General features: G+C 61.6%; 28 protein-coding genes. 15 read left to right on the forward strand and 13 right to left on the reverse strand.

The features are described from left to right. The first annotated feature begins 3 nt into the window (after nt 1-3). Entirely contained in the window at nt 4-327 is a 324-nt protein-coding gene (locus tag E3Z29_RS00345; protein WP_003229134.1) for a DUF3392 domain-containing protein, read from the forward strand. 139 nt (nt 328-466) lie between these two features. Next, nucleotides 467-1,015, forward strand: a complete 549-nt coding sequence (locus tag E3Z29_RS00350; protein WP_134784876.1) for an RNA 2'-phosphotransferase — start codon at nt 467-469, stop codon at nt 1,013-1,015. A gap of 129 nt (nt 1,016-1,144) precedes the next feature. Here the strand turns inward: E3Z29_RS00350 and trmB are convergent, their stop codons facing one another. From trmB to E3Z29_RS00370, 4 genes are all read right to left on the reverse strand, one after another. Further along, a complete protein-coding gene (gene trmB / locus E3Z29_RS00355) occupies nt 1,145-1,870 on the reverse strand; it encodes a tRNA (guanosine(46)-N7)-methyltransferase TrmB (RefSeq protein WP_003229138.1) in 726 nt (241 codons plus the stop codon). 9 nt (nt 1,871-1,879) lie between these two features. Next, on the reverse strand, nt 1,880-2,674 hold the full coding sequence (locus tag E3Z29_RS00360) for a thiazole synthase (protein WP_007964131.1): 795 nt from the start codon (nt 2,672-2,674) through the stop codon (nt 1,880-1,882). Between the two features lie 59 nt (nt 2,675-2,733). After that, on the reverse strand, nt 2,734-2,934 hold the full coding sequence (gene thiS / locus E3Z29_RS00365; RefSeq protein WP_167734067.1) for a sulfur carrier protein ThiS: 201 nt from the start codon (nt 2,932-2,934) through the stop codon (nt 2,734-2,736). Nucleotides 2,935-3,014: 80 nt separating this feature from the next. Continuing rightward, a complete protein-coding gene (locus E3Z29_RS00370) occupies nt 3,015-3,386 on the reverse strand; it encodes a DUF423 domain-containing protein (RefSeq protein ID WP_134784877.1) in 372 nt (123 codons plus the stop codon). Between the two features lie 74 nt (nt 3,387-3,460). Between E3Z29_RS00370 and mtgA the strand changes: the two genes are divergently transcribed. Beyond that, on the forward strand, nt 3,461-4,183 hold the full coding sequence (gene mtgA / locus E3Z29_RS00375) for a monofunctional biosynthetic peptidoglycan transglycosylase (protein ID WP_134784878.1): 723 nt from the start codon (nt 3,461-3,463) through the stop codon (nt 4,181-4,183). Nucleotides 4,184-4,381: 198 nt separating this feature from the next. On the opposite strand, the gene rpoH is transcribed toward mtgA, so the two are convergent. The 4 genes from rpoH to ftsY form a co-directional block, all read right to left on the reverse strand. Beyond that, complete coding sequence (gene rpoH / locus E3Z29_RS00380) at nt 4,382-5,236, reverse strand: RNA polymerase sigma factor RpoH (protein WP_003229146.1); 855 nt, start codon at nt 5,234-5,236, stop codon at nt 4,382-4,384. A 114-nt stretch (nt 5,237-5,350) separates the two neighbouring features. Continuing rightward, complete coding sequence (gene ftsX / locus E3Z29_RS00385; protein ID WP_007964135.1) at nt 5,351-6,376, reverse strand: permease-like cell division protein FtsX; 1,026 nt, start codon at nt 6,374-6,376, stop codon at nt 5,351-5,353. After that, nucleotides 6,373-7,044: a cell division ATP-binding protein FtsE gene (gene ftsE / locus E3Z29_RS00390; RefSeq protein ID WP_134784879.1), complete on the reverse strand. Its 672-nt coding sequence runs from the start codon at nt 7,042-7,044 to the stop codon at nt 6,373-6,375. The genes ftsX and ftsE overlap by 4 nt, the downstream gene beginning before the upstream one ends. Next, entirely contained in the window at nt 7,041-8,564 is a 1,524-nt protein-coding gene (ftsY, locus tag E3Z29_RS00395; protein ID WP_134784880.1) for a signal recognition particle-docking protein FtsY, read from the reverse strand. Before ftsY ends, ftsE begins: the two co-directional genes overlap by 4 nt. 344 nt (nt 8,565-8,908) lie before the next feature. Between ftsY and E3Z29_RS00400 the strand changes: the two genes are divergently transcribed. The 5 genes from E3Z29_RS00400 to E3Z29_RS00425 all read left to right on the forward strand — a co-directional run bounded on the left by E3Z29_RS00400 (nt 8,909) and on the right by E3Z29_RS00425 (nt 14,297). Continuing rightward, a complete protein-coding gene (locus tag E3Z29_RS00400; protein ID WP_098966083.1) occupies nt 8,909-10,264 on the forward strand; it encodes a pitrilysin family protein in 1,356 nt (451 codons plus the stop codon). Next, on the forward strand, nt 10,257-11,744 hold the full coding sequence (locus E3Z29_RS00405; protein WP_134784881.1) for a pitrilysin family protein: 1,488 nt from the start codon (nt 10,257-10,259) through the stop codon (nt 11,742-11,744). The genes E3Z29_RS00400 and E3Z29_RS00405 overlap by 8 nt, the downstream gene beginning before the upstream one ends. After that, the gene (rsmD, locus tag E3Z29_RS00410) at nt 11,744-12,349 is read left to right on the forward strand and encodes a 16S rRNA (guanine(966)-N(2))-methyltransferase RsmD (protein WP_134784882.1); all 606 of its coding nucleotides are present in this window, start codon (nt 11,744-11,746) and stop codon (nt 12,347-12,349) included. The genes E3Z29_RS00405 and rsmD overlap by 1 nt, the downstream gene beginning before the upstream one ends. Before the next feature lie 113 nt (nt 12,350-12,462). Continuing rightward, a complete protein-coding gene (locus E3Z29_RS00420; RefSeq protein WP_134784883.1) occupies nt 12,463-13,461 on the forward strand; it encodes a hydrolase in 999 nt (332 codons plus the stop codon). Continuing rightward, nucleotides 13,458-14,297: an AraC family transcriptional regulator gene (locus tag E3Z29_RS00425; protein WP_134787529.1), complete on the forward strand. Its 840-nt coding sequence runs from the start codon at nt 13,458-13,460 to the stop codon at nt 14,295-14,297. The genes E3Z29_RS00420 and E3Z29_RS00425 overlap by 4 nt, the downstream gene beginning before the upstream one ends. 111 nt (nt 14,298-14,408) lie before the next feature. Here E3Z29_RS00425 and E3Z29_RS00435 read toward each other — a convergent pair whose 3' ends face one another. Together E3Z29_RS00435 and E3Z29_RS00440 are read right to left on the reverse strand one after the other, a co-directional pair. Next, nucleotides 14,409-15,263 carry a sulfurtransferase gene (locus E3Z29_RS00435; protein ID WP_134784884.1) on the reverse strand — a complete coding sequence of 285 codons (855 nt, stop codon included), beginning with the start codon at nt 15,261-15,263 and terminating at the stop codon, nt 14,409-14,411. Nucleotides 15,264-15,294: 31 nt separating this feature from the next. Then, nucleotides 15,295-15,966: a TetR/AcrR family transcriptional regulator gene (locus E3Z29_RS00440; RefSeq protein ID WP_027610562.1), complete on the reverse strand. Its 672-nt coding sequence runs from the start codon at nt 15,964-15,966 to the stop codon at nt 15,295-15,297. Between the two features lie 145 nt (nt 15,967-16,111). On the opposite strand from E3Z29_RS00440, the gene E3Z29_RS00445 reads away from it, so the two are divergent. The 5 genes from E3Z29_RS00445 (at nt 16,112) to E3Z29_RS00465 (ending at nt 20,791) form a co-directional block, all read left to right on the forward strand. Then, on the forward strand, nt 16,112-17,542 hold the full coding sequence (locus E3Z29_RS00445) for a coniferyl aldehyde dehydrogenase (RefSeq protein WP_134784885.1): 1,431 nt from the start codon (nt 16,112-16,114) through the stop codon (nt 17,540-17,542). Between the two features lie 28 nt (nt 17,543-17,570). Beyond that, complete coding sequence (locus E3Z29_RS00450; protein WP_134784886.1) at nt 17,571-18,116, forward strand: twin-arginine translocation pathway signal protein; 546 nt, start codon at nt 17,571-17,573, stop codon at nt 18,114-18,116. Between the two features lie 130 nt (nt 18,117-18,246). Beyond that, nucleotides 18,247-19,842: a GMC family oxidoreductase gene (locus tag E3Z29_RS00455; protein WP_134784887.1), complete on the forward strand. Its 1,596-nt coding sequence runs from the start codon at nt 18,247-18,249 to the stop codon at nt 19,840-19,842. A gap of 115 nt (nt 19,843-19,957) precedes the next feature. After that, the gene (coaD, locus tag E3Z29_RS00460) at nt 19,958-20,437 is read left to right on the forward strand and encodes a pantetheine-phosphate adenylyltransferase (RefSeq protein ID WP_003229157.1); all 480 of its coding nucleotides are present in this window, start codon (nt 19,958-19,960) and stop codon (nt 20,435-20,437) included. A 102-nt stretch (nt 20,438-20,539) separates the two neighbouring features. After that, nucleotides 20,540-20,791 (forward strand): YfhL family 4Fe-4S dicluster ferredoxin, encoded by a 252-nt coding sequence (locus E3Z29_RS00465; protein ID WP_003195146.1) that lies wholly within the window; start codon nt 20,540-20,542, stop codon nt 20,789-20,791. A gap of 132 nt (nt 20,792-20,923) precedes the next feature. Here E3Z29_RS00465 and E3Z29_RS00470 read toward each other — a convergent pair whose 3' ends face one another. The 3 genes from E3Z29_RS00470 to E3Z29_RS00480 all read right to left on the reverse strand — a co-directional run bounded on the left by E3Z29_RS00470 (nt 20,924) and on the right by E3Z29_RS00480 (nt 22,954). Then, the gene (locus tag E3Z29_RS00470; protein WP_134784888.1) at nt 20,924-21,247 is read right to left on the reverse strand and encodes a multidrug transporter; all 324 of its coding nucleotides are present in this window, start codon (nt 21,245-21,247) and stop codon (nt 20,924-20,926) included. A gap of 69 nt (nt 21,248-21,316) precedes the next feature. Then, entirely contained in the window at nt 21,317-22,129 is an 813-nt protein-coding gene (gene mutM, locus E3Z29_RS00475; protein ID WP_003229159.1) for a bifunctional DNA-formamidopyrimidine glycosylase/DNA-(apurinic or apyrimidinic site) lyase, read from the reverse strand. A gap of 12 nt (nt 22,130-22,141) precedes the next feature. After that, nucleotides 22,142-22,954 (reverse strand): HDOD domain-containing protein, encoded by an 813-nt coding sequence (locus tag E3Z29_RS00480; protein WP_171061892.1) that lies wholly within the window; start codon nt 22,952-22,954, stop codon nt 22,142-22,144. 228 nt (nt 22,955-23,182) lie between these two features. On the opposite strand from E3Z29_RS00480, the gene E3Z29_RS00485 reads away from it, so the two are divergent. Together E3Z29_RS00485 and E3Z29_RS00490 are read left to right on the forward strand one after the other, a co-directional pair. Continuing rightward, nucleotides 23,183-23,722: a type 1 glutamine amidotransferase domain-containing protein gene (locus E3Z29_RS00485; protein ID WP_027610555.1), complete on the forward strand. Its 540-nt coding sequence runs from the start codon at nt 23,183-23,185 to the stop codon at nt 23,720-23,722. A gap of 250 nt (nt 23,723-23,972) precedes the next feature. Further along, nucleotides 23,973-25,169: a class I SAM-dependent rRNA methyltransferase gene (locus tag E3Z29_RS00490; protein WP_134784889.1), complete on the forward strand. Its 1,197-nt coding sequence runs from the start codon at nt 23,973-23,975 to the stop codon at nt 25,167-25,169. The last annotated feature ends 71 nt before the right edge of the window (nt 25,170-25,240 follow it).

Here is a 25,240-nt window from a genome sequence, read left to right on the forward strand (position 1 = left end):
CGCATGGATTTGATACTTGATCTGCTCGCCACCGTGTCCCGCTGGAGCCGCAGCAACCTCTCGGAAATCGCCCTGGCGCTGGTGGGCTGCCTGCTGGTGCTGTTCGGCGCCGACTTCAAAGGCTGGGTCGAACAACGCCTGGGTAGCATCGCCGGCGCCTTGCGCGTACCGCTGATGGCCCTGCTGTGCGTAATCGGCAGCGGCGCCGCGCTGATCTACGCCACGCCGTGGGTGGTCAAGGGCCTGAGCCAGTTCAACAACTACAGCCTGGCACCGGTGCTGCTGGTGGTGCTGGTGCTTATCGGCGTAGTCGCTGACCGCCGCTGACTTTCAGCCATCACCAAAAACAACTGTGGGAGCGGGCTTGCTCGCGAAGGCGTCGTATCAGTCAACATCAACGTTGAATGATTCACCGCTTTCGCGAGCAAGCCCGCTCCCACAGTTGATCGCAATGACAGGGAAGTTCATGAGCAAAAAAATTTTGGACGAGACAAGCAAATTTCTCAGCTTCGTATTGCGCCACGAACCTCAGGCGATCGGTCTGACGCTGGACTCTGAAGGCTGGGCAAATATCGAAGAACTGATCAACGGTGCTGCGCGTGACGGTCGCAAACTGGATCGCGAACTGATTGAAGCGGTCGTGACAAGTAGCGACAAGAAGCGCTTCTCGATTTCCGAGGACGGCCAACTGATTCGTGCGGTTCAGGGCCACTCAACGAAAAGCGTGGATTTGCAGTTCGAGCAGAAACAGCCACCGCAAACGCTGTATCACGGCACAGCGACGCGCTTTCTTGAGTCAATCAAAGAACAAGGCCTGATCCCGGGATCACGCCATCACGTGCACCTTTCCCAAGACATCGACACCGCTTCGGCCGTCGGGCAGCGCTATGGCACCGTGGTGATTCTGAAAGTCGCCGCACGGCAGATGGAAGAACAGGGTTTGAAGTTCTATCAGGCCGAAAACGGCGTTTGGCTGACAGAACAGGTGCCGGCGCGCTTTCTCTCCACCGTGTAATTGCTGAGCACACAAAACAACTGTGGGAGCGGGCTTGCTCGCGAAGGCGTCGTATCAGTCAACATCAACGTTGAATGAATCACCGCTTTCGCGAGCAAGCCCGCTCCCACATTGGGTTTTGCGTGATGCTCAGGAGATTTTCTCGAACTTCAGATCCCACACGCCATGCCCAAGACGTTCGCCGCGGCGTTCGAACTTGGTGATCGGCCGTTCAGCCGGGCGTGGTACGCATTTGCCGTCTTCGGCGAGGTTGCGGTAGCCCGGGGCGACGTTCATCACTTCCAGCATGTACTCGGCGTACGGCTCCCAGTCGGTGGCCATGTGCAGGATGCCGCCAACCTTCAGCTTACTGCGCACCAGTTCGGCGAAGGACGCCTGAACGATACGACGCTTGTGGTGACGGCTCTTGTGCCATGGATCCGGGAAGAACAGCATCAGGCGATCAAGGCTGTTGTCGGCGATGCAGCGGTTGAGCACTTCAATCGCGTCGCAATCGTAGACCCGCAGGTTGGTCAGGCCCTGAGTCAGCACGCCGTTGAGCAGCGCGCCGACACCCGGACGGTGCACTTCCACACCGATGAAGTCCTGATCCGGTGCCGCCGCAGCCATTTCCAGCAGCGAGTGACCCATGCCGAAGCCGATCTCCAGCGAGCGCGGCGCCGAGCGGCCGAACACCTGATCGTAATCCACCGGCGCGTCGGCCAGCGGCAGCACGTACAGCGGCGCGCCCTGGTCCAGACCCCGTTGCTGGCCTTCGGTCATGCGCCCGGCGCGCATCACGAAGCTCTTGATGCGGCGGTGTTGGCGCTCGTCGCCCTCTTCCGTCTGGAGAGGCGTGTCGTTCGATTCAGTCATCAATGGCTCTTACTTGATCAGACCATCCAGCGGCGAAGAGGCGCTGGCATAGAGTTTTTTCGGCATGCGGCCGGCGAGGTAGGCCAAGCGGCCTGCGACGATCGCGTGTTGCATGGCTTGGGCCATCATCACCGGTTGCTGAGCATGGGCGATGGCCGAGTTCATCAGCACCGCGTCACAGCCCAGTTCCATGGCGATGGTGGCGTCGGAGGCGGTACCGACACCAGCATCCACCAGCACCGGAATCTTGGCTTCTTCGAGGATGATCTGCAGGTTGTACGGGTTGCAGATCCCCAGTCCGGAACCGATCAGACCGGCCAGCGGCATGACCGCGATGCAGCCGATTTCCGCCAGTTGGCGAGCGATGATCGGGTCATCACTGGTGTAAACCATCACGTCGAAGCCTTCCTTGACCAGCGTTTCGGCGGCCTTGAGGGTTTCGATCACGTTGGGGAACAGGGTTTTCTGGTCGGCCAGCACTTCCAGCTTCACCAGGTTGTGACCATCGAGCAGCTCACGGGCCAGGCGGCAGGTGCGCACGGCCTCGATAGCGTCGTAGCAACCGGCGGTGTTCGGCAGGAAGGTGTAGCGATCCGGCGACAGCACTTCGAGCAGGTTCGGCTCGCCTTCGATCTGGCCGAGGTTGGTACGGCGCACGGCGAAGGTGACGATCTCGGCACCCGAGGCTTCGATGGCCTGACGGGTTTCTTCCATGTCACGGTACTTGCCGGTACCGACCAGCAAACGCGACTGGTAAGTACGACCGGCCAGAACAAAAGGCTTGTCGCTGCGAACGATGCTCATGGGGAATCCTCTTTAGGGGTGAGGGTCTTGCAGAATTCTGTGCCCTTGCGGGCCGGCGATCAGCCGCCGCCGATGGCGTGCACCACTTCGACGTTGTCGCCGTCGTTCAGGATGGTGTCGGCATGCTGGCTGCGCGGGACGATATCCAGATTGAGTTCGACTGCCACCCGGCGACCGGTCAGGTCCATACGGGCAATCAGGGCCGCAACGGTTTCACCGTCGGGCAGTTCAAGGGATTCGCCGTTCAACTGAATGCGCATGCGCCTGGCCGCCATCATTTTTAGGGGGTGGCATTCTAGCCCGATCATGACCTAAAGGTCAGCACCAAGCGTCAAGCGGTTTACTGCAGGCGCCAGGCGGCAAGTCCAAGACACAGCCAGCCAACCAGAAACGCCAGACCGCCGAACGGAGTGATGATGCCGAGCTTGCTGATGCCGGTGGTGGTCAGCACATACAGACTGCCCGAGAACAACAGGATGCCGACGGCGAACGAGATACCAGCCCAGGCCACCAATCGTCCCTGAATCTGCGTGGCCAGCAGCGCAACGCCGAACAGCGCCAGGGTGTGCACCAGTTGATAGGTCACGCCGGTGTGGAAAATCGCCAGATACTCGGGGGTCAGGCGGCTCTTCAGGCCATGAGCGGCGAAGGCGCCAAGGCCCACACCGGTAAAACCAAAGAAAGCGGCCAGCATCAGAAAGCCACGCAGCATGTGGAACTCCAGTCAGACTCGTTCGGCAGGGTCTGTATAATGGCCCGCTCTATCGGTTCGGCCAAGCCATCTCTATGCTGCGTTCACTTTTGCGTCGTCTCACGAAGGCCCTGCTCTGGTTCGCGGGCGGCAGTGTATTGCTGGTGTTGCTGTTTCGCTTCGTGCCACCGCCGGGCACGGCGCTGATGGTCGAGCGCAAGATCGAATCCTGGGTCGACGGCGAGCCGATTGACCTGCAGCGCACCTGGAAACCGTGGGACGAGATTTCCGACGACCTCAAGGTCGCGGTCATGGCCGGCGAAGATCAGAAGTTTCCCGAGCACTGGGGTTTTGACTTCGGCGCGATTCAGGCTGCGCTGGCCCACAACGAACTCGGCGGTTCGATTCGCGGTGCCAGCACCTTGAGCCAACAAGTGTCGAAGAACCTGTTTCTGTGGTCCGGTCGCAGCTATCTGCGCAAAGGCCTGGAAGCATGGTTTACCGCACTGATCGAGGTGTTGTGGCCCAAGCAGCGGATTCTTGAGGTTTACCTGAACAGCGTCGAGTGGGATGACGGGGTGTTTGGTGCCGAAGCCGCAGCACGTCATCACTTTGGTGTGAGCGCCAAGTCACTGTCGCGGCAGCAGGCGAGTTATCTGGCGGCGGTGCTGCCTAACCCGCGCGTGTGGAGCGCCAGCCATCCGACGGCTTATGTATCGCGCCGGGCCGGGTGGATTCGCCAGCAGATGAGTCAGTTGGGCGGGACCAGCTATCTGCTAGGGCTTGATGATTCGCGTCGGGCGCCTTGGGCCGAATAACCACATTCAATCATTCAGACACCATCAATCACTGTGGGAGCGGGCTTGCTCGCGAAGGCGGTGGGTCAGCCAGCATTGTCGGTGACTGACACGACGCCTTCGCGAGCAAGCCCGCTCCCACAGGGATTTGTGTTGAAACAGAAATAAAAACGCCCCGATCATCGCTGATCGGGGCGTTTTTGTTTGCCTGAGCGCCGGTTATGCGGCGATCGACAATTTGAGCTTGTTCATCGCGCTCTTCTCGAGCTGACGGATCCGCTCGGCCGATACGTTGTACTTCTGCGCCAGGTCGTGCAGCGTGGCTTTCTCTTCTGCCAGCCAGCGCTGGTAGAGGATGTCGCGGCTACGTTCGTCCAGCACTTCCAGCGCTTCGTGCAGGTTGTGGTTGGAGTTGTCGCTCCAGTCGGCATCTTCCAGTTGACGCGCCGGGTCGTACCGGTGGTCTTCCAGGTAGTTGGCCGGCGACTGGAAAGCACTGTCGTCATCGGCTTCAGCAGCCGGGTCGAAGGCCATGTCATGACCGGTCAGACGACTTTCCATCTCGCGCACTTCACGTGGTTCGACGCCAAGGCTCTCCGCCACACGGTGGACTTCCTCGTTGTTCAGCCACGCCAGACGTTTCTTCTGGCTGCGCAGGTTGAAGAACAGCTTGCGCTGCGCCTTGGTGGTCGCGACCTTCACAATGCGCCAGTTGCGCAGGATGAACTCGTGAATTTCCGCCTTGATCCAGTGCACGGCGAACGACACCAGACGCACACCCATTTCCGGGTTGAAGCGTTTTACCGCCTTCATCAGACCGACGTTGCCTTCCTGGATCAGGTCAGCCTGAGCCAGACCGTAGCCGGAATAGCTACGGGCAATGTGTACGACAAATCGCAGGTGGGCGAGCACCATCTGCCGAGCCGCCCCCAAATCCTGCTCATAGTAGAGACTCTCGGCCAGTTCACGCTCCTGCTCCGGCGTCAGCAATGGAATGCTGTTGACGGTGTGCACATAGGCTTCCAGGTTCGCACCCGGAACCAACGCGTACGCAGGTTGCAAAGAATTGGTCATGCGAAAAAACCTCCCACTTACATACTCGTGCCTCTCGGCACTGCGAAAAATTGACCGGGAATTCAAGTACAAGTTCCCAAAAAACCGCAAGGTCAATCACGCGCAAAAAAGATTCTACTTCGGCGCCAGCTCCCTGAGATGACGTGCGACTGCAATCCATGCACCGATATAACCCAACAGCACCGCGCCAAGCAAGAGCGACAGACCGTCGGCAACTGGCACTCCGGCCAGCGCGAAATCACTGCCGTACAAGCCGGCCAGTCCAACCACCGCGTCGTTCAGCCAGTTCAGGCCGAACGCCAGCACACCCCAGGACAGAACCCCCGCACCGAAGCCATACAACGCGCCCATATAAAGGAAGGGGCGACGCACATAACTGTCAGTGCCGCCGACGAGTTTAATCACTTCTATCTCTGTGCGGCGGTTTTCAATATGAAGACGAATGGTATTGCCTATCACCAAAAGTAATGCAGAAACCAAAAGCACCGTCAGACCGAAGACAAAACGGTCACCGAGCTTGAGGATGGCGGCCAGACGCTCGACCCAGACTAGATCAAGTTGCGCCTGTTGTACCTTCGGCAGCTCGGAAAGTTTTTGTCTTAATGCTTCCAGAGTCGGCTTGTCGACCTCGTTCGGGGTCACCAGCACCACGCCCGGCAGCGGGTTCTCCGGCAGCTCGCGCAGGGCTTCGCCCAGACCGGACTGCTGCTGAAACTCTTCCAGCGCCTGATCACGACCGACATATTCGGCATCAGCGACGCCGGGCATGCCTTTGATCTGCTCGCGTAACGATTCACCCTGCGCGGGCGTGGCATCCAGCTGCAGGTACAGCGAAATCTGCGCCGCACGCTGCCACGAACCGCCGAGACGCTCGACGTTGTTGATCAGCAGTGACAAGCCCATCGGCAGGCTCAGCGCCACAGCCATCACCATGCAGGTGAAGAAGCTGCCGATCGGCTGCTTGCCGAGGCGCCGCAGGCTGTCGAGCAGGCTGGCACGGTGACTTTCGATCCACGAACGCAACAGCGTGGAAAAGTCCGGGCCGTCGTCATCGTCGTGTTTTTTCTTCTTTGGCGGTTGCGGGTCGGCGGCTTTCGGGGCCACGCGCTCGGAAACCTTCGGACTGCGTGTCGCACTCATAAGCCGGCCTCCCCGTCGCCGATCAATCGGCCGCGTTGCAGGGTCAGCATGCGGTGCCGCATACGCGCAATCAGGGCCAGGTCGTGACTGGCGATCAGCACGCTGGTGCCCAGCCGGTTGATGTCTTCGAACACGCCCATGATCTCGGCCGCCAGACGCGGGTCGAGGTTACCGGTCGGTTCGTCCGCCAGCAGCAGGGCTGGACGGTGGACGATGGCGCGGGCGATGCCGACGCGCTGTTGCTGACCGGTGGACAGATCGCCCGGGTACAGATCGGTTTTATCCGACAGCGCCACGCGCTCCAGCGCCGAATCGACGCGCTTGGCGATCTCGGCCTTGGACAAGCCGAGAATCTGCAGCGGCAGCGCGACGTTGTTGAACACAGTGCGATCGAACAGCAACTGGTGATTCTGGAACACCACGCCGATCTGCCGACGCAGGAACGGAATCTGCGCGTTGCTGATGGTGCTCAGGTCCTGCCCGGCCAGCAGCAGTTTGCCGCTGGTCGGACGCTCCATCGCCAGCAACAGGCGCAACAGCGTGGACTTACCGGCACCGGAGTGACCGGTGACAAACAGAAACTCGCCACGACGGACTCGAAAGCTCAGCTCATGCAAGCCGACGTGACCGTTCGGGTAGCGTTTACCGACCTGTTCGAAACGAATCATGAACGCTCCCGCTCTGCAAACAGTGCCTGGACAAAGGGTTCGGCTTCAAAGGTACGCAGATCGTCGATGCCTTCACCGACACCGATGTAGCGGATCGGCAGGCCAAACTGCTTGGCCAGGGCGAAAATCACCCCGCCCTTGGCGGTACCGTCCAGCTTGGTCAGCGCCAGGCCAGTCAGTTCGACGGTCTGGTTGAATTGCTTGGCCTGGTTGATCGCGTTCTGACCGGTGCCGGCATCAAGTACCAGCAGCACTTCGTGCGGTGCGTCGGCGTCGAGCTTGCCGATCACCCGGCGAACTTTCTTCAGCTCTTCCATCAGGTTGTCTTTGGTGTGCAGACGACCGGCGGTGTCGGCGATCAACACGTCGATGCCACGGGCCTTGGCGGCCTGCACGGCGTCGAAGATCACCGAAGCAGAGTCGGCGCCGGTGTGCTGGGCGATCACCGGGATCTTGTTGCGCTCGCCCCAGACCTGCAGCTGCTCAACGGCAGCGGCGCGGAAGGTGTCACCGGCGGCGAGCATGACTTTCTTGCCTTCCAGTTGCAGCTTCTTCGCCAGTTTGCCGATGGTGGTGGTCTTGCCAGCGCCATTGACGCCGACCACCAGAATCACGAACGGCTTGTTCTGGGAGGCAATTTTCAGCGGCTGCTCGACCGGCTTGAGCATCGCCGCCAGTTCGGCCTGCAACGACTTGTACAGCGCGTCGGCGTCGGCCAATTCTTTGCGGGCGACCTTCTGGGTCAGGCGCTGGATGATCTGCGTAGTGGCTTCGACACCGACATCGGCGGTCAGCAGTCGGGTTTCCAGCTCATCGAGCAGGTCGTCATCGATGGTTTTACGGCCGAGAAACAGGCTGGCCATGCCCTCGCCGATGCTGGCGCTGGTTTTCGACAGGCCTTGCTTGAGGCGGGCGAAGAAGCCGACTTTGGTTTCTTCGCTGCGCGGGGCTTCGACTGGCGTTTCAGCAACCACTTCTACCGGCACCACCGGAGCAGCGACGACAGGTGCAGGTGCAGGTGCAGGTGCAGGCTCGGGCTGCTGCACGACCGGCGCAACAGGGGCGACGACCACCGGGGCCTCTGGCTTGGGAACAACCGGCGCAGGCTCGACAACCGGCTCAACCACTGGCGCCGGAGCGACGACTTCAGGGACGAACGCGGCAGGTGCAGGAATCGGCGGCGTCACATGCGGCGCAGCCTCTTCGACCAAGGCCACCGGCTCTTCCGCCACCGGCAAGGTCAGCCACGGCTCGGCCGCCGGAGTCAGTGGCAGCTCGGCCGCTACCGGGGTTTCAGGTTCTGGCTCGGGCTCGACCGGTTGCAGCACCGGCTCGGCAATCGGCAGCACGATCGGCGCCAGCTCTTCTTCTATAGAAGGCGCTGGCGTCGGAGCCGGTTCAGGAATCGCGGGCGGCTGTTCGACGACGGGTTCCTGCGGTTTCTTACGCAGCCATCCGAACAGGCTTTTCTTCTCGCCAGCCGCAGCTGGGGTCTTCTTGTCGTCGTTGGAACCAAACATGGAGGACGGCTATCTCACGGTAGCGACGCGCCATAAGGGCGCCCCGGCAAATAAATATTCGATGCAGAACAGACTGTGTTTCATCCAGCTTGTTCACGCGCAACATTTTGTCGAGGCGCCAGCGGCACCCCAAAGATTCGTATTAACGAAGGACTAAACCGGCAAAATCGGCGAAAAAGCGAAGTCTAGTCGATAAACCGCAGCTTTCTGCCGCCAACCTATACAACCGCATCAGGCCTGAAAACCTGATAGGCGTGGTCGCCGGTAAAACGGATCAGTATCCTAGCACCCTCTCGCCCGCCGACGCTAAGACCAAGCGGGCAGCCCAACAGGTTAAAAAACGAATGAATGCTCTAGCCCGCCGCGCTGCAGGCCTGCTGCTCAGCACAGTCTGCCTGCCCCTTTCGGCCCTGGCGGCCGACCCGCAACCGACCCACGAATTCACCCTCGACAATGGCCTGAAGGTCGTCGTGCGCGAAGACCATCGCGCGCCGGTGGTGGTGTCGCAGGTCTGGTACAAGGTCGGCTCCAGCTACGAAACCCCGGGCCAGACCGGCCTGTCCCACGCGCTTGAGCACATGATGTTCAAGGGCAGCGAGAAAGTCGGCCCCGGCGAAGCTTCGCTGATCCTGCGCGACCTGGGCGCCGAAGAAAACGCCTTCACCAGCGACGATTTCACCGCGTATTACCAGGTGCTGGCCCGCGACCGTCTGGGGGTAGCGTTTGAACTGGAAGCCGACCGCATGGCCAATCTGCGCCTGCCGGCTGACGAGTTCGCCAAGGAAATCGAAGTCATCAAGGAAGAGCGTCGCCTGCGCACCGACGACAAGCCGATGTCCAAGGCTTACGAGCGTTACAAGGCTATGGCTTACCCGGCCAGTGGCTACCACACGCCGACCATCGGCTGGATGGCGGACCTGGACCGGATGAAAGTCGAGGAGCTGCGCCACTGGTATCAGTCCTGGTATGTGCCGAACAACGCCACGCTGGTAGTGGTCGGCGACGTCACTCCTGATGAAGTGAAGACCCTCGCCCAGCGCTATTTCGGGCCGATTGCCAAGCGCGACGTGCCACCGGCGAAGAAACCGCTGGAACTGGCCGAGCCGGGTGAGCGCCAGATCACCCTGCATGTGCAGACCCAACTTCCCAGCCTGATGCTCGGTTTCAACGTGCCCAGCATCGCCACCGCTGAAGACAAGCGCTCGGTCAACGCCCTGCGCCTGATCTCGGCGCTGCTCGACGGCGGCTACAGCGGGCGCATCCCGACGCAACTGGAGCGCGGCGAAGAGTTGGTCTCCGGCGGTTCGTCGAGCTACGACGCCTACACCCGTGGCGACAGCCTGTTCACCCTGTCGGCGACGCCGAACACGCAGAAGAACAAGACCATGGCGCAAGCTGAAGCCGGTCTGTGGAAACTGCTGGAACAGCTGAAAACCACCGCACCGTCCGCCGAAGAACTGGAGCGCGTGCGTGCGCAAGTGATCGCCGGTCTGGTGTTCGAACGTGACTCGATCACCAGCCAGGCCACCGCCATCGGCCAACTGGAAACGGTCGGTCTGTCATGGAAATTGATGGACACCGAACTCGCCGATCTGGAAAGCGTGACCCCGCAAGACATCCAGAACGCCGCCAAGCTGTATTTCACCCGCGAACGTCTCAGCGTCGCCCATGTCCTGCCACTGGAGACGACTCATGAGTGAGCGTAAAACCCCGCGCCTGTTGCTCGGCCTGATCGCCATCGCTGTGATCGGCTCTGCCGCGTTCTATCTGATGCCCGGTGTCAAAACCGGCGCCAGTGAAGCACTGGACAACGCCAAGACCAGCCAGAAGCTGCAATCGCTGGCCGAACTCGACGGCAAGGCCCCGGCCAGCCGCAAGCTCGACGTGCAGACCTGGAACACCGCCGAAGGCGCCAAGGTGCTGTTCGTCGAAGCCCATGAGCTGCCGATGTTCGACATGCGCCTGATCTTCGCCGCCGGCAGCAGTCAGGACGCCAATGCACCGGGCCTGGCAGTCCTGACCAACGCCATGCTCAACGAAGGCGTGGCCGGCAAGGACGTTGGCGCCATCGCCCAAGGCTTCGAAGGCCTCGGTGCGGATTTCGGCAATGGTGCCTACAAGGACATGGCGCTGGCTTCGCTGCGCAGTCTGAGCGCCGCCGACCAGCGCGAGCCGGCGCTGAAGCTGTTCTCAGAAGTGGTGGGCAAACCGACCTTCCCGGCCGATTCCTTCGCGCGCATCAAGAACCAGATGCTCGCCGGTTTCGAATACCAGAAACAGAACCCCGGCAAACTCGCCAGCCTCGAGCTGATGAAGCGTTTGTACGGCGATCACCCATACGCGCACTCCAGTGACGGCAATGCGCAGAGCGTGCCGAAGATCACTCTGGCGCAACTGCGTGAATTCCACGCCAAGGCCTACGCGGCCGGCAACGTGGTGATCGCGCTGGTCGGTGACTTGTCTCGCGCCGAAGCCGAGGCGATTGCCAATCAGGTCTCCGGCGCCCTGCCCAAAGGCCCGGCGCTGGCGAAAATCGCCCAGCCGCAGGAACCGAAAGCCAGCGTCAATCACATCGAGTTCCCGTCGAAGCAGACCAACCTGCTGCTCGCGCAGCTGGGCATCGACCGTGACGACCCGGATTACGCGGCGCTGTCGATGGGTAACCAGATCCTCGGTGGCGGCGGTTTCGGTACCCGCCTGATGAGCGAAGTGCGCGAGAAGCGTGGCCTGACCTACGGCGTGTACTCGGGTTTCAGCCCGATGCAGGCTCGCGGCCCGTTCATGATCAACCTGCAGACTCGCGCGGAAATGAGCGAAGGCACGCTGAAACTGGTGCAGGACGTGCTCGCCGATTATCTGAAGACCGGCCCGACCCAGAAAGAACTCGACGACGCCAAACGCGAACTGGCCGGCAGCTTCCCGCTGTCCACCGCAAGCAACGCCGATATCGTCGGCCAACTGGGCGCCATGGGCTTCTATAATCTGCCGTTGAGCTATCTGGATGACTTCATGCGTCAGTCCCAGAGCCTGACTGTCGAGCAAGTCAAAGACGCGATGAACAAACACCTGAGCACGGACAAACTGGTCATCGTCAGCGCTGGCCCGACCGTGCCGCAAAAGCCGTTACCGGCCCCATCTGATAAACCTGCCGAGCAACCGCTCGGGGTTCCGGAGCATTAATGGCTACTCGTCCTAAAAAACCTGCGCAGAACGTCCACAACGGTGTGAACCAGCTGCGCATCATCGGCGGCGAATGGCGCAGCCGCAAACTGAGCTTCCCCGATGCGCCGGGCCTGCGCCCGACGCCGGATCGCGTGCGTGAGACCCTGTTCAACTGGCTCGCACCGTATGTGGCCGGGGCCAAGGTGCTGGATCCGTTCGCCGGCAGCGGCGCGCTGTTTCTTGAAGCACTGTCGCGTGGCGCGGCCATGGGTCAGGCGCTGGATGCCAGCCACGTTGCTGTTTCGAGCCTGAAAGAACACCTCGGTACCCTGCGCTGCACCAATGGTCAGGTGCAGACCGCCGATGCGCTGCGTTATCTGGAAACCCAGGTCGCCACGCCGTTTGACTTGGTGTTCCTCGATCCGCCGTTCAACCAGAACCTGCTGCCGGCCGTTTGCGCCCTGCTGGAAGAGCGCCAATGGCTGGCGCCGGATTCGTGGATCTACACTGAAAGCGAGACCGCGCCTTCGACGCTGGGCCTGCCGGGCAACTGGCGCCTGCACCGCGAGCAGAAATCCGGGCGGGTGTACTACGCGTTGTGGCAACGTATGGCCGTTAACTGAACGTATTGAACAACCCTGTGGCGAGGGAGCTTGCTCCCGCTGGACTGCGCAGCAGTCCCCAAAAAGGGCCGCTTCGCGCCCCAGCGGGAGCAAGCTCCCTCGCCACAAAAGGTGTGTGCCCTCTGGAAACTGAACGCTTCACCCCCGCCTTCGGCCTCGGCAATCCGCACCTGCAAACCTTGTGGGGGCCGCTGTGGCGCAAAACCGTCCACCTTGATCGCGAGCGGGAACGCCTGTGGCTGGATGACGGCGACTTCCTCGACCTCGACTGGCATGGCCCGCACAGCGCCGAGGCGCCGTTGGTGCTGGTGTTGCATGGGCTGACCGGTTCTTCGAATTCGCCTTACATCGCCGGGATTCAGGCAGCACTCGCCGCGCAAGGCTGGGCCAGCGTCGCGCTGAACTGGCGCGGTTGCTCCGGCGAACCCAACCTGCTGCCGCGCAGTTACCACTCCGGCGCCAGCGAAGACCTCGCCGAAGCCATCAGACACCTGCGCGCCAAGCGCCCGCTGGCGCCGCTGTATGCGGTCGGTTATTCCCTCGGCGGCAATGTGTTGCTCAAGCATCTGGGCGAGACCGGCAGCGACAGCGGCGTGCTCGGTGCAGTGGCGGTGTCGGTGCCGTTTCGTCTTGATCAGTGTGCAGACCGCATTGGCAAGGGATTTTCCAAGGTTTATCAGGCGCACTTCATGCGCGAGATGGTCGCCTACATCAAGAACAAGCAACGCCAGTTCCAGCATGACGGACGCGAGGATGGCCTGGCGGCTCTGGCGGCGCTCGGCTCGCTGGAGAACATGCGCACCTTCTGGGACTTCGATGGCCGGGTCACCGCGCCGCTGCACGGCTTTAACGATGCCGAGGATTACTATCGCCGGGCGTCGAGTCGCTACTTTCTCGGCGAAATCCGCACCCCGACCCTGATCATTCAGGCCGCTGACGATCCGTTCGTGTTCCCCCACAGCTTGCCGACGGCCGAAGAGCTGTCCGCCAGCACCCGGTTCGAGCTGCAGGCCAAGGGTGGGCATGTCGGGTTTGTCGATGGCACGTTGCGCCAGCCCGGTTACTACCTGGAACGGCGCATCCCGCAATGGTTGGCCCGTGTGACGTCATGAGCGACCAGGGCGAGTCGATCCGCTTCTGGCAAACCGCACCGCTGGCCGGGGTCGAGTTGCTGTCGGCGCGCTACATCGAGCATCGCTTCGCCCCGCACGTCCACGACGGCTATGTGATCGGCATGATCATGGCCGGTGCCCAGCGTTATCGCTATCGCGGTGCCGAACACCTGGCCGGCAGCGGCACGCTGGTGCTGATCAACCCGGACGAATTGCACACCGGGCACAAGGGCACCGAGGACGGCTGGCTGTACCGGGCGTTTTATCCCGACACCGGAAAGATCGTTTCACTGCTCGAAGAACTGGAACTGCCCACCGCGCCGATGCCGGCCTTCGGCGCAACGCTGTACCGCGACCCGGATCTGGTCAACGGTTTCTGTCAGTTGCATCGCTTGCTGGAAAGCCCGGCCACCGCACTGCAACAGCAAACGGTATGGCGCGAGATGATGATGCTGCTGTTGCAGCGGCATGCGGCGGTGCAGATCAACGGCAAACCGGGAAAAGAACACCGCGCGGTGGTGATGGCCAAGGAGCTGCTGCATGCGCAACTCGCTGCGCCGCCATCGTTGGAAGAACTGGCGGCTGCGGTCAACCTGTCGCCCTTCCACTTCGCCCGGGTGTTCCGCCGCGCCACCGGCATGCCGCCACACACCTGGCTGATGCAGCAGCGCATCGCCACGGCCCGGGGTTTATTGCAGCACGGTTGCCTGCCGGTGGAAGTCGCCATGCAACTGGGCTTCGCCGACCAGAGTCATCTGAGCCGGCAGTTCAAGCAGGTGTATGGCGTGGGGCCGGCGGCGTATCGCAGTGCCCGACAACCTGTCAGCGACGATTAACCCCTGTGGGAGCGGGCTTGCTCGCGAAAGCGGTGTTTCAGCAGACATCATGGTTGACTGACACACCGCTTTCGCGAGCAAGCCCGCTCCCACATTGGGGGGCTGGTGACTTTATTCGCCCGTGGCGATGCCTCGGGAAGGCTCGTTGATCCACTCACTCCACGACCCGGCATACAGCGAACCCAGCGGATACCCCGCCAGGCACAACGCAAACAGGTTGTGACACGCCGTCACCCCGGAGCCGCAATAGGCGACCAGCTCCGAAGGCGAACGCTCGCCGAGTTTCGCAGCAAAGCGCTGCTTGAGCTGCTCTGCTGGCAGGAAGCGTCCGTCGCTGCCGAGGTTTTCGGTAAACGCTGCGCATTGCGCGCCGGGAATGTGCCCGGCAATCGGATCGATCGGCTCCACTTCACCCTTGAAGCGCGGCAAGGCCCGGGCGTCGATCAGGGTCAGGGACGGCTGGCCGAGGCGCTTGTGCAATTGCTCGGCACTCAGCAGCAGTTTCATGTCCGGCTGACCACTGAAGTTGCCCCGGCTGACCGACGGCGCGTCCAGACTCAGCGGCAGACCCGCCGCGTGCCAGGCCTTCAGCCCGCCGTCGAGAATGAACACGCCATCGCGCTTGCCCAGCCACGCCAGCAACCACCAGGCGCGAGCCGCATAGGCACCGGGGCCGTCGTCGTACAAAACCACATCGCTGTCGGCATTGATGCCCCAAGCCTGCAGACGCTCGATCAGCGCCGCCGGCTCAGGCAGCGGGTGACGCCCGGTCACGCCTTTGATCACCTTGCCACTGAGGTCGCGCTCAAGGTCGGCGAAGCGGGCGCCGGCGATGTGCCCTTCGGCATAGCTGCGCTGCCCGTAGTCCGGGTCTTCGAGGGCAAAACGACAATCGAGAATCACCAGCCCCGGCTGCTCCTTGCGGGCATCCAGTGCATTCGGGCTGAGCAGTTGCGCAATCGGCATAACGGACTCCTGTGAGCGACTTCGAAATGGGTTACCGCCCTTCCTCGAGGGCCTGGGCCAGCGGCACGTAGAACTCGTCGAACAAGGCATTCACCTCTTCACGGGCCTGATCGGTGACGAATCCGGCTTCCAGCACCAGCACCTGATACACGCCACGCTTGATGGCCTGCTCGCTGAGGTGGTTGGAGTTTTCCCGGGTGGTGCACAGAAAGCGCACCCACGAGGTGAGGATGATCCAGGCATTGATCGTCAGGGATTCGATCTGCACCCGATCCATCTTGAGAATGCCGGCGGCGACGAAGCCTTCGTAGATCGCCATGCCCTGAATCACGCAGCGCTGAGAGAAACGCCGGTAGCGCGCGGCCAGGTCCGGGTCGCTGTCGAGCAGGTGCTCAAGATCCCGATGCAGAAAGCGGTAGCCCCACATCGCCGACAGCAGCTCCTTGAGGTAATAGCGCTTGTCTTCGACGGTGGCGGCACGCCCCTGCGGCGGGCGCAGAAAGCTGTCCACAAGCGTCTCGTACTCACTGAACAGCACGGCGATGATCGCCTGCTTGTTCGGGAAGTGGTAGTACAGATTGCCCGGAGAAATCTCCATGTGGGCGGCGATGTGATTGGTGCTAATGCTGCGCTCGCCCTGCTGATTGAACAGTTCGAGGCTGTTCTGCACGATGCGCTCGCTGGTTTTTATTCGTGGGGCCATGGCTTGAGCTTTAATTCAGAGTGCGGTGAGGGGCATCTTACGACCTAACCGGAACTGGATAAAACAAAGCTGTGTCGGGAAGTCATTTGACTTTCTAGAGCATAGACTCTAGAAAGTCATCACTACAATAAATCCGGAGCCGACGATGACTGCCGACATTGCTTATCTGCAAACGCTGCAACAGCCCCTGGAAGAGCTGGATCGGCTGTTCGCGGCACAGCGCGCCGCCTATGCCGCCAACCCGATGCCACCGGCAGATCAGCGCCAGCAATGGCTCAAGGCGTTGCGCGACTTGCTCAGTAATGAGCGGCAGGCGCTGGTCAATGCCATCAGCGCAGATTTCAGTCATCGCAGCGCCGATGAAACCCTGCTCGCCGAACTGATGCCCAGCCTGCACGGCATCCATTACGCCAGCCGCCACCTCAAGGGCTGGATGAAGTCGTCGCGACGCAAAGTCGGCATGGCCTTTCAGCCAGCGTCGGCGAAAGTCGTGTACCAGCCGCTTGGCGTGGTCGGCATCATCGTCCCGTGGAACTACCCGTTGTATCTGGCCATCGGCCCACTGGTCGGCGCGCTGGCGGCGGGCAACCGGGTGATGCTCAAGCTCAGCGAATCGACCCCGGCCACCGGCCAGTTGCTCAAGACCCTGCTGGGACGGATTTTCCCCGAAGATCTGGTCTGCGTGGTGCTGGGCGAGGCCGACATCGGCGTGGCGTTCTCCCGCCTGCATTTTGATCACCTGCTGTTCACCGGCGCCACCAGCATCGGCAAACACGTGATGCGCGCTGCGGCGGAAAACCTGACCCCGGTGACCCTCGAACTGGGCGGCAAGTCCCCGGCCATCGTCTCTCGCGACGTGCCGCTCAAGGACGCCGCCGAACGCATCGCCTTCGGCAAGACCCTGAACGCCGGCCAGACCTGCGTCGCCCCCGATTACGTGCTGGTGCCGCAAGACCGCGTCGGCGCGTTCGTCGAAGCCTATCGTCAGGTGGTCAACAATTTCTATCCGACCCTCGCCGACAACCCGGACTACACCGCGATCATCAACGAACGCCAACTGGCCCGGCTCAACGGTTATGTCAGCGACGCCACGAGCAAGGGCGCGCTGCTGATCCCGCTGTTCGAACAAGGCCAGGGCCGGCGCATGCCGCACAGCCTGCTGCTCAATGTCACTGACGAGATGACCGTGATGCAGGACGAAATCTTCGGCCCGTTGCTGCCGATCGTGCCATATCAGGATCTGGATCAGGCGTTTGCCTACATCAATCAGCGCCCGCGTCCTCTGGCGCTTTACTACTTCGGCTACGACAAACGCGAACAGAACCGCGTGCTGCACGAAACCCACTCCGGCGGCGTGTGCCTGAACGACACCCTGCTGCACGTGGCGCAGGACGACATGCCGTTCGGCGGCATCGGCCCATCGGGCATGGGCCATTACCACGGCCACGAAGGCTTCCTGACTTTCAGCAAGGCCAAGGGCGTACTGATCAAACAGCGCTTCAACGCCGCGAAGTTGATCTATCCGCCCTACGGCAAATCGATTCAGAAACTGATCCAGAAGCTGTTCATCCGCTAATCGTCGTCACCGCCGGGTAATAACAATAATGCACCCAAGCCTGACCGAAACACCTGCCCTGTCGCGCCGTGGCCTGCTGAAGTTCAGCCTTGGCGCCACAGCGTTTCTCGCCACCGCCGGCCTCGGCGCCAGCCTCAGTGGCTGTTCATCGAGTGTCGCAGCCAATGGCTTCGTCACTTTGCGTGACGGCGACCTGCTGTTTCTGCGCGCACTGATTCCGGTGATGCTCGAAGGCGCCGTGGCCGCCGAGAAAATGCCCGGAGCGATGGATGGCACTCTGAAGTCGCTGGACTACAGCCTCGATCACCTGTCGCCGGAAATGCTCAAACTCACCCGGCAATTGTTCGATGTGCTCGGCATGACCGTCACCCGCGGTCCGCTCACCGGGATCTGGGGCAGTTGGGAAAACGCCAGCCCCGAGACCATGCGCCACTTCCTCGAGCGCTGGCAGAACAGCTCATTGAGCCTGCTGCGCATGGGCCACAGCTCATTGCAGCAGATGGTGATGATGGCCTGGTACACCCGCGCCGAGTCCTGGGGCCATTGCGGCTACCCCGGCCCGCCTACCGTTTGAAACCGAGTCGCGCCCTTCGCGAGCAGGCTCGCTCCCACAAGGGAATGCATTTCAATGTGGGAGCGAGCTTGCTCGCGAAGGCGCCAGCCACCACACCACCGCTCCCAGAATAATAAAGAGAACCTGATCAATGCCCGTACCCGACCCGTTCCGCGAAGGCCTCGCCCGTGGCTGGAAAACCTACAACGGCGCCCAACTGACCGGCGACCTGACGCTGCAAGCCGATGTGGCGATCATCGGCAGCGGTGCCGGTGGCGGCACCACGGCAGAAATCCTCAGCGTCGCCGGTTACAAAGTGCTGCTGATCGAAGAAGGCCCGCTCAAGACCAGTTCCGACTTCAAGATGCTCGAAGACCAGGCCTACAGCAGCCTCTATCAGGAAGGCATCGGCCGCATGAGCAAGGACGGCGCGATTACCATCCTCCAGGGCCGTGCGGTCGGCGGCACCACGCTGATCAACTGGACCTCGAGTTTCCGCACGCCCGAGCCGACCCTCGAGCACTGGGCCAAGGAGCACAACGTCAAAGGCCACAGTCCGGCCGAGATGGCGCCGTGGTTCGAAAAAATGGAACAGCGTCTTGGCGTCGCGCCGTGGATGGTCCCGCCCAACGCCAACAACGACGTGATCCGCAAGGGCTGCGAACAGCTCGGCTACAGCTGGCACGTGATCCCGCGCAACGTGCGTGGCTGCTGGAACATCGGCTACTGCGGCATGGGCTGCCCGACCAACGCCAAGCAGTCGATGCTGGTCACCACCATTCCGGCGACCTTGGAAAAGGGCGGCGAGTTGCTGTACCTGGCCCGCGCGGAAAAACTGCTGATCAGTGGCGACAAGATCACTGGCCTGCAATGCGTGGCGATGGACGAGCGTTGCGTCGCGCCGACCGGACGCAAAATCACGGTCAAGGCCCGGCATTACGTGCTGGCCGGCGGTGGCATCAACAGCCCGGCACTGCTGCTGCGCTCGGATGCACCGGATCCGCATCAGCGCCTCGGCAAACGCACGTTTCTGCATCTGGTGAACATGTCCGCCGGGCGTTTCGACGAAGTGATCAATCCGTTCTACGGCGCGCCGCAGTCGATCTACTCGGATCATTTCCAGTGGAAGGACGGCACCAGTGGGCCGATGGGCTACAAACTCGAAGTGCCACCGCTGCAGCCGGCGCTCGCGGCGACGTTGCTCGGCGGCTTCGGCACCCAGAACGCCGAACACATGGCGGACCTGCCGCACACCCATGCGATGCTGGCGTTGCTGCGCGACGGGTTTCACCCGGACAGCCCCGGCGGCAGTGTCGAACTGCGCGGTGATGGCTCGCCGGTGCTCGACTATCAAGTCTCGCCTTACGCCTGGGAGGGCCTGCGCCGCGCCTTTCACAGCATGGCCGAGATCCAGTTTGCCGGCGGCGCCAAAGCCGTGATGCCGATGCACGCCGATGCGCGCTACGTGAAAACCCTGGCCGAAGCCCGCACGCTGATCAACGGTCTGAGCCTTGAGCTGTATCGCACGCGCCTGGGCAGTGCCCACGTGATGGGCGGTTGTGCGATGGGCGAAGACCCGAAAAACGCAGTCACCGACAGCCTTGGCCGGCATCATCAACTGAGCAATCTGTCGATTCACGATGGCTCGCTGTTCCCCACCAGCATTGGCGCCAACCCGCAATTGTCGGTGTATGGCCTGACCGCGCAGCTGGCGACAGCCCTCGCCGATCGGCTGAGAAATCCGTGAAAAAACCGGTTTATCGCGTCGTCTATAGTGCTTTCTTACCCAACAGGCGACTTGGCCGACCGGGACGGCTGCGATACCATCCGACTCCCCAACGGACTCCCGCCAGGACGACGCGATGAACCGAGTGTTGTACCCAGGTACCTTCGACCCTATTACCAAAGGGCATGGCGATCTGGTCGAACGCGCCTCGCGCCTGTTCGATCACGTGATCATTGCGGTCGCCGCCAGCCCGAAGAAAAACCCGCTGTTCCCGCTGGAACAACGGGTTGAGCTGGCTCGCGAGGTCACCAAACACCTGCCCAACGTCGAAGTGGTCGGCTTCTCGACGCTGCTGGCGCATTTCGCCAAGGAGCAGAACGCCAATGTGTTCCTGCGTGGCCTGCGTGCGGTGTCGGACTTCGAATACGAATTCCAGCTGGCCAACATGAACCGCCAACTGGCCCCGGACGTCGAGAGCCTGTTTCTCACCCCGTCCGAGCGTTATTCGTTCATTTCCTCGACGCTGGTGCGGGAAATCGCCGCGCTGGGCGGCGATATCAGCAAGTTCGTGCACCCGGCCGTGGCCGATGCCCTGACCCTGCGCTTCAAGAAGTAACGACCGTTCAAACGGCGCCCGCGTGCACTGCGGGCGCCAATGCGGCACAATTGCGCGCATTGATTTATAGCGCCCGGGCCTGCCGCCCCGGCTGGAGTTAGCATGTCCCTGATCATCACCGACGATTGCATCAACTGCGACGTCTGCGAACCCGAGTGCCCGAACGCCGCGATTTCCCAAGGCGAAGAGATCTACGTGATCGACCCGAACCTGTGCACCCAGTGCGTCGGCCATTACGACGAACCGCAGTGCCAGCAGGTCTGCCCGGTGGATTGCATTCCACTGGACGAGGCGCATCCTGAGACTGAAGAACAGTTGATGGAAAAGTACCGCAAGATTACCGGCAAGGCCTGATCTGAACGTTTTGTAGCGCTCTTCCGGGCCTCTTCGCGAGCAAGCTCGCTCCCACATTTGAAATGCGCTCCAATGTGGGAGCGAGCTTGCTCGCGAAAGGGCCATCAGCAGCAGCGCAAAACCCTGATCAGCTCACTCGCGCTGCTCAACCCCCTCCCCTGTACACCCCAAACAGCGCACAAACGCCGCTTTCGCCGGATCCACCACCAGCGCCTGCCCCGCATCACCTACCCCGCCACCCAGCGCGGTAAACGGCAATGACACCACAAACACCCCCGCACCCAGCACCGTTGCCACCACCAATAAAGGTCGGGCAATCAGCAAATCGCCGATCATGGCGTAGGCGGGAGGGTTCTGGATGGCGTAGCGAGGATCACCGCTGCCGTTTTCCGCGGCTTGAACGGCCAGGCTGGAACACAGCAGCAGTGCGGCAAACAGGACTTGCAAGGACTTCATGGCACGATCCTTCGGGCTGAACAGTGAGACCACTCACTATAGACCGTAGGACTTTTTCAGATTTTTGCCTCAGGTCTGGCAGCGCGGACAGAACACACTGGCCCGTTGCCCCAGCTTCACTTCCCGCAGGCCGGTGCCGCAGACCTTGCAGTGCTCGCCGCCACGGCCATAAACGAACAGCTCCTGCTGGAAGTACCCCGGTTGCCCGTCACCGCCGATGAAATCCCGCAACGTGGTGCCGCCGCGCTCGATGGCTGCAGCAAGAATTCGTTTGATCTCGATCGCCAGCTTCAGATACCGCGCCCGGGAGATGCTTTTGGCTTCGCGGCGCGGATCGATCCCGGCAGCGAACAGCGCTTCGGTCGCGTAAATGTTGCCGACACCCACCACCACCGCGTTGTCCATGATGAACGGCTTGACCGCCATCGAACGCCCACGCGACAGCTGGAACAGGCGCTCGCCGTCGAACAGATCGGTCAATGGTTCCGGCCCGAGGCGAATCAGCAGTTCGTGATTGAGCGGATCGGTACTCCACAGCATCGCACCGAAGCGGCGCGGATCGGTGTAGCGCAGCGCCAGACCGGATTCCAGCTCGATATCGACGTGCTCATGCTTAAGCGCCGGCAACCCGACTTCCACCAGCCGCAAGTTGCCCGACATGCCCAAGTGACTGATCAACGTGCCGACTTCGGCATTGATCAACAGATACTTGGCCCGCCGCTCGACCAGCACGATGCGCTGCCCGGACAGGCGCACATCGAGATCTTCGGGGATCGGCCAGCGCAGCCGACGATCCCGCACGATCACCCGGCTGACGCGCTGGCCTTCCAGGTGCGGAGCAATGCCCCGGCGGGTGGTTTCGACTTCCGGCAGTTCAGGCATGGTGTCCTCGAATCAATGCGCGCCGAGGTCGCGGATCGTCTGTTTGAGGGTTTCGAAATCGTAGTCCGACAGACCGACGTAATCGAGAATCAGCGGGCCAATGCTGTTCCACTCGTGGTCTTCAGTCTGGTTGCCCAGCACCCGATAAGACGCACAGATGTGCTCGGCCATCTTCAAGATCGCCAGCAGATTCTTCATCTGGCTGTTGCGCGAGGATTCGTCGCTGAAGATCGCCAGCGCATTGTGGTGATTGGCGATCGCCGTGCTGACGTGTTCCGGCAGGCGCCACGACTTGGCGGTGTAGTAGCCGACCACGGCGTGGTTGGTATTGAACTCGGCGTTCTCGGTGTCCACCACCCGGCATTCGGCGCTGGCATTGGCGTAAGCCTTTTCCAGTACCGACATGTAGTTGGGGAAGCGCTGCAGCATCAACGGCACGCCGCAGTCGTGGAACAGCCCCAAGGCATAGGCTTCATCACCGGCTTGGGTGCCGATGCGCTTGGCCAGGGTCAGGCAGGTCATCGCCACGTCCTGGGCGGTGTCCCAGAAACGGTTGAGGGTGACGATGGTGTCATCGTTCATCTCGCCCTTGATCGACTGCGCGTTGATCAGGTTGATGATCGAACGGCTGCCCAACAGATTCACCGCACGCTGGATCGAAGTGATCTTGTTGCTCAGGCCGTAATACGGCGAGTTGACGATTTTCAGCAGAGAACCGGACAGGCCGGGATCCTGGGCGATCAGCTTGGCGATCACCTCTAGGTCCGGGTCGGGCATGTACTGCTCCATCTGCAGATCCACCATGATCTGCGGCTGCGCGGGCACGCTGATGCCTTGCAGGGATTGTTGAATCTGTTCGGTGGTCAGCTCTTGGGACATAAGTACACACTCTGGGACAGGCGGCGATTCTAACCTCTAAAAACCGCAGGACGACACACCAGTGGGCAATTGTCAGGAACTTTCATTCACGCTCAGGCTTCGGACTTTGTAAGGCCGACCGGACAATCAAGCACCGGCTCGGCGGTAATTTCCCGCAGACTCAGGAGCTTATCGATGGCTACTTCCCTCACTGGCAAACGCGTCGCCATTTTAGTAACAGACGGTTTCGAACAGGTCGAACTGACCGGGCCCAAGCAAGCACTGGAGCAGGCCGGCGCCCAGGTCGACATCCTTTCCGCCGAGGCCGGCAAGGTCAAAGGCTGGAACCACGACAAACCGGCGGATGACTTCAAGGTCGATCAGACCTTTCAAGGCGCCAGCAGCGAGCAGTACGACGCGATCGTCCTGCCGGGTGGCGTGCAGAACTCCGACACCATTCGCATCGATCAGGATGCCCAGCATCTGGTCAAGACCGGCGCCTCCGCCGGCAAACCGATTGCAGTGATCTGCCATGGCGGCTGGCTGCTGATTTCCGCCGGGCTGGTCAATGGCAAGACCATGACCAGTTTCAAGACACTCAAGGATGACCTGGTCAATGCCGGGGCCAACTGGGTGGATAAAGAAGTGGTCAAAGACGGCCACCTGATCAGCAGCCGTCAGCCGGATGATATTCCGGCGTTCAACAAGGAGTTGATCGACGCGCTGTCGGCCTGATCTGTGGGCTTGTGAGTTTATGTGGTGAGGAGATTTATCCCCGATGGACAGCGCAGCTGTCCCAGATCGACTTACGCGGTCAGTCAGAAAACTGCGTTGGGGGTTTGCGGTTGCTGCGCAGCCGATCGGGGATAAATCCCCTCGCCACAGGTAATGTCTTCCACCGGCAATGACTTGCCACATGTCCACTCACCAGCCAATCAGGCCGAGCAACACGGTATACTCCCGCTCTTTTTTCCGGAGCGACGTCATGTCCCTGCCTAGCCTGCGCCTCAAAGCCAACGCCGACCGTCGCCTGCGCAACGGCCACTTGTGGGTCTACAGCAACGAAATCGATGTGGCCGCCACGCCACTGCACGGCTTCAAGGCCGGCGATCAGGCGATCCTCGAAGCCGCGGGCGGCAAGCCGCTGGGCATCGTCGCGATGAGCCCGAACAACCTGATCTGCGCGCGCCTGCTGTCGCGTGACATCAAGCTGTCTCTGGACAAGTCGCTGCTGGTGCATCGCCTGAACGTGGCCCTGTCGTTGCGCGAGCGCCTGTTCGACAAACCGTTCTACCGCCTGGTCTACGGCGACTCCGACCTGCTGCCGGGTCTGGTGGTCGACCGTTTCGGCGACATCCTCGTGGTGCAGATCGCCTCGGCGACCATGGAAGCGCATAAAGATGACGTGATCGCCGCACTGACCCAAGTGCTCAAGCCAAGCGGCATTCTGTTCAAGAACGACTCCGCCGCCCGTGATGCCGAAGGCCTCAACCGTTACGTCGAAACCGTGTTCGGCCTGGTGCCGGAGTGGGTCGCCCTGGAAGAGAACGGCGTGAAGTTCGAAGCGCCGGTCATTGGCGGCCAGAAAACCGGCTGGTTCTACGACCACCGCATGAACCGCGCCCGCCTCGCCCCTTACGCCAAGGGCAAACGCGTGCTCGACCTCTATAGCTACATCGGTGGCTGGGGCGTGCAGGCTGCGGCGTTCGGTGCCAGCGAAGTGTTCTGCGTCGACGCGTCGGGCTTCGCCCTCGACGGCGTCGAGCGTAACGCCGCGCTGAACGGCTTCGCCGACAAGATGACCTGCATCGAAGGCGACGTCTTCGAAGCTCTGAAGGAACTCAAGGCCAGCGAAGAACGTTTCGACGTGATCGTTGCCGACCCGCCAGCGTTCATCAAGCGCAAGAAAGACATGAAGAACGGTGAAGGCGCCTACCGTCGTCTGAACGAGCAAGCCATGCGCCTGCTGACCAAGGACGGCATTCTGGTCAGCGCTTCGTGCTCGATGCACCTGCCGGAAGACGATCTGCAGAACATCCTGCTGACCAGCGCCCGTCACCTGGACCGCAACATCCAGATGCTCGAACGCGGTGGTCAGGGCCCAGACCACCCGGTACACCCGGCCATCGCCGAGACTCGCTACATCAAGAGCATCACCTGCCGCCTGCTGCCTAACAGCTGATCGGCCCATGAAACGGGGAGCCTGCGGGCTTCCCGTTGGCTTTACGGCGATGCAATGTCGTCGAATTTCTT

The organism is Pseudomonas sp. S150, from assembly GCF_004526365.1.
GTDB lineage: Bacteria > Pseudomonadota > Gammaproteobacteria > Pseudomonadales > Pseudomonadaceae > Aquipseudomonas > Aquipseudomonas putida_A.

What these genes read in the sequence shown, in the direction of transcription:
- E3Z29_RS00345 (WP_003229134.1), top strand. Translation starts at nt 4, where the DNA reads ATGGATTTGATACTTGATCTGCTCGCCACCGTGTCCCGCTGGAGCCGC.
- E3Z29_RS00350 (WP_134784876.1), top strand. Translation starts at nt 467, where the DNA reads ATGAGCAAAAAAATTTTGGACGAGACAAGCAAATTTCTCAGCTTCGTA.
- trmB (WP_003229138.1), bottom strand. Translation starts at nt 1,870, where the DNA reads ATGACTGAATCGAACGACACGCCTCTCCAGACGGAAGAGGGCGACGAG.
- E3Z29_RS00360 (WP_007964131.1), bottom strand. Translation starts at nt 2,674, where the DNA reads ATGAGCATCGTTCGCAGCGACAAGCCTTTTGTTCTGGCCGGTCGTACT.
- thiS (WP_167734067.1), bottom strand. Translation starts at nt 2,934, where the DNA reads ATGCGCATTCAGTTGAACGGCGAATCCCTTGAACTGCCCGACGGTGAA.
- E3Z29_RS00370 (WP_134784877.1), bottom strand. Translation starts at nt 3,386, where the DNA reads ATGCTGCGTGGCTTTCTGATGCTGGCCGCTTTCTTTGGTTTTACCGGT.
- mtgA (WP_134784878.1), top strand. Translation starts at nt 3,461, where the DNA reads ATGCTGCGTTCACTTTTGCGTCGTCTCACGAAGGCCCTGCTCTGGTTC.
- rpoH (WP_003229146.1), bottom strand. Translation starts at nt 5,236, where the DNA reads ATGACCAATTCTTTGCAACCTGCGTACGCGTTGGTTCCGGGTGCGAAC.
- ftsX (WP_007964135.1), bottom strand. Translation starts at nt 6,376, where the DNA reads ATGAGTGCGACACGCAGTCCGAAGGTTTCCGAGCGCGTGGCCCCGAAA.
- ftsE (WP_134784879.1), bottom strand. Translation starts at nt 7,044, where the DNA reads ATGATTCGTTTCGAACAGGTCGGTAAACGCTACCCGAACGGTCACGTC.
- ftsY (WP_134784880.1), bottom strand. Translation starts at nt 8,564, where the DNA reads ATGTTTGGTTCCAACGACGACAAGAAGACCCCAGCTGCGGCTGGCGAG.
- E3Z29_RS00400 (WP_098966083.1), top strand. Translation starts at nt 8,909, where the DNA reads ATGAATGCTCTAGCCCGCCGCGCTGCAGGCCTGCTGCTCAGCACAGTC.
- E3Z29_RS00405 (WP_134784881.1), top strand. Translation starts at nt 10,257, where the DNA reads ATGAGTGAGCGTAAAACCCCGCGCCTGTTGCTCGGCCTGATCGCCATC.
- rsmD (WP_134784882.1), top strand. Translation starts at nt 11,744, where the DNA reads ATGGCTACTCGTCCTAAAAAACCTGCGCAGAACGTCCACAACGGTGTG.
- E3Z29_RS00425 (WP_134787529.1), top strand. Translation starts at nt 13,458, where the DNA reads ATGAGCGACCAGGGCGAGTCGATCCGCTTCTGGCAAACCGCACCGCTG.
- E3Z29_RS00435 (WP_134784884.1), bottom strand. Translation starts at nt 15,263, where the DNA reads ATGCCGATTGCGCAACTGCTCAGCCCGAATGCACTGGATGCCCGCAAG.
- E3Z29_RS00440 (WP_027610562.1), bottom strand. Translation starts at nt 15,966, where the DNA reads ATGGCCCCACGAATAAAAACCAGCGAGCGCATCGTGCAGAACAGCCTC.
- E3Z29_RS00445 (WP_134784885.1), top strand. Translation starts at nt 16,112, where the DNA reads ATGACTGCCGACATTGCTTATCTGCAAACGCTGCAACAGCCCCTGGAA.
- E3Z29_RS00450 (WP_134784886.1), top strand. Translation starts at nt 17,571, where the DNA reads ATGCACCCAAGCCTGACCGAAACACCTGCCCTGTCGCGCCGTGGCCTG.
- E3Z29_RS00455 (WP_134784887.1), top strand. Translation starts at nt 18,247, where the DNA reads ATGCCCGTACCCGACCCGTTCCGCGAAGGCCTCGCCCGTGGCTGGAAA.
- coaD (WP_003229157.1), top strand. Translation starts at nt 19,958, where the DNA reads ATGAACCGAGTGTTGTACCCAGGTACCTTCGACCCTATTACCAAAGGG.
- E3Z29_RS00465 (WP_003195146.1), top strand. Translation starts at nt 20,540, where the DNA reads ATGTCCCTGATCATCACCGACGATTGCATCAACTGCGACGTCTGCGAA.
- E3Z29_RS00470 (WP_134784888.1), bottom strand. Translation starts at nt 21,247, where the DNA reads ATGAAGTCCTTGCAAGTCCTGTTTGCCGCACTGCTGCTGTGTTCCAGC.
- mutM (WP_003229159.1), bottom strand. Translation starts at nt 22,129, where the DNA reads ATGCCTGAACTGCCGGAAGTCGAAACCACCCGCCGGGGCATTGCTCCG.
- E3Z29_RS00485 (WP_027610555.1), top strand. Translation starts at nt 23,183, where the DNA reads ATGGCTACTTCCCTCACTGGCAAACGCGTCGCCATTTTAGTAACAGAC.
- E3Z29_RS00490 (WP_134784889.1), top strand. Translation starts at nt 23,973, where the DNA reads ATGTCCCTGCCTAGCCTGCGCCTCAAAGCCAACGCCGACCGTCGCCTG.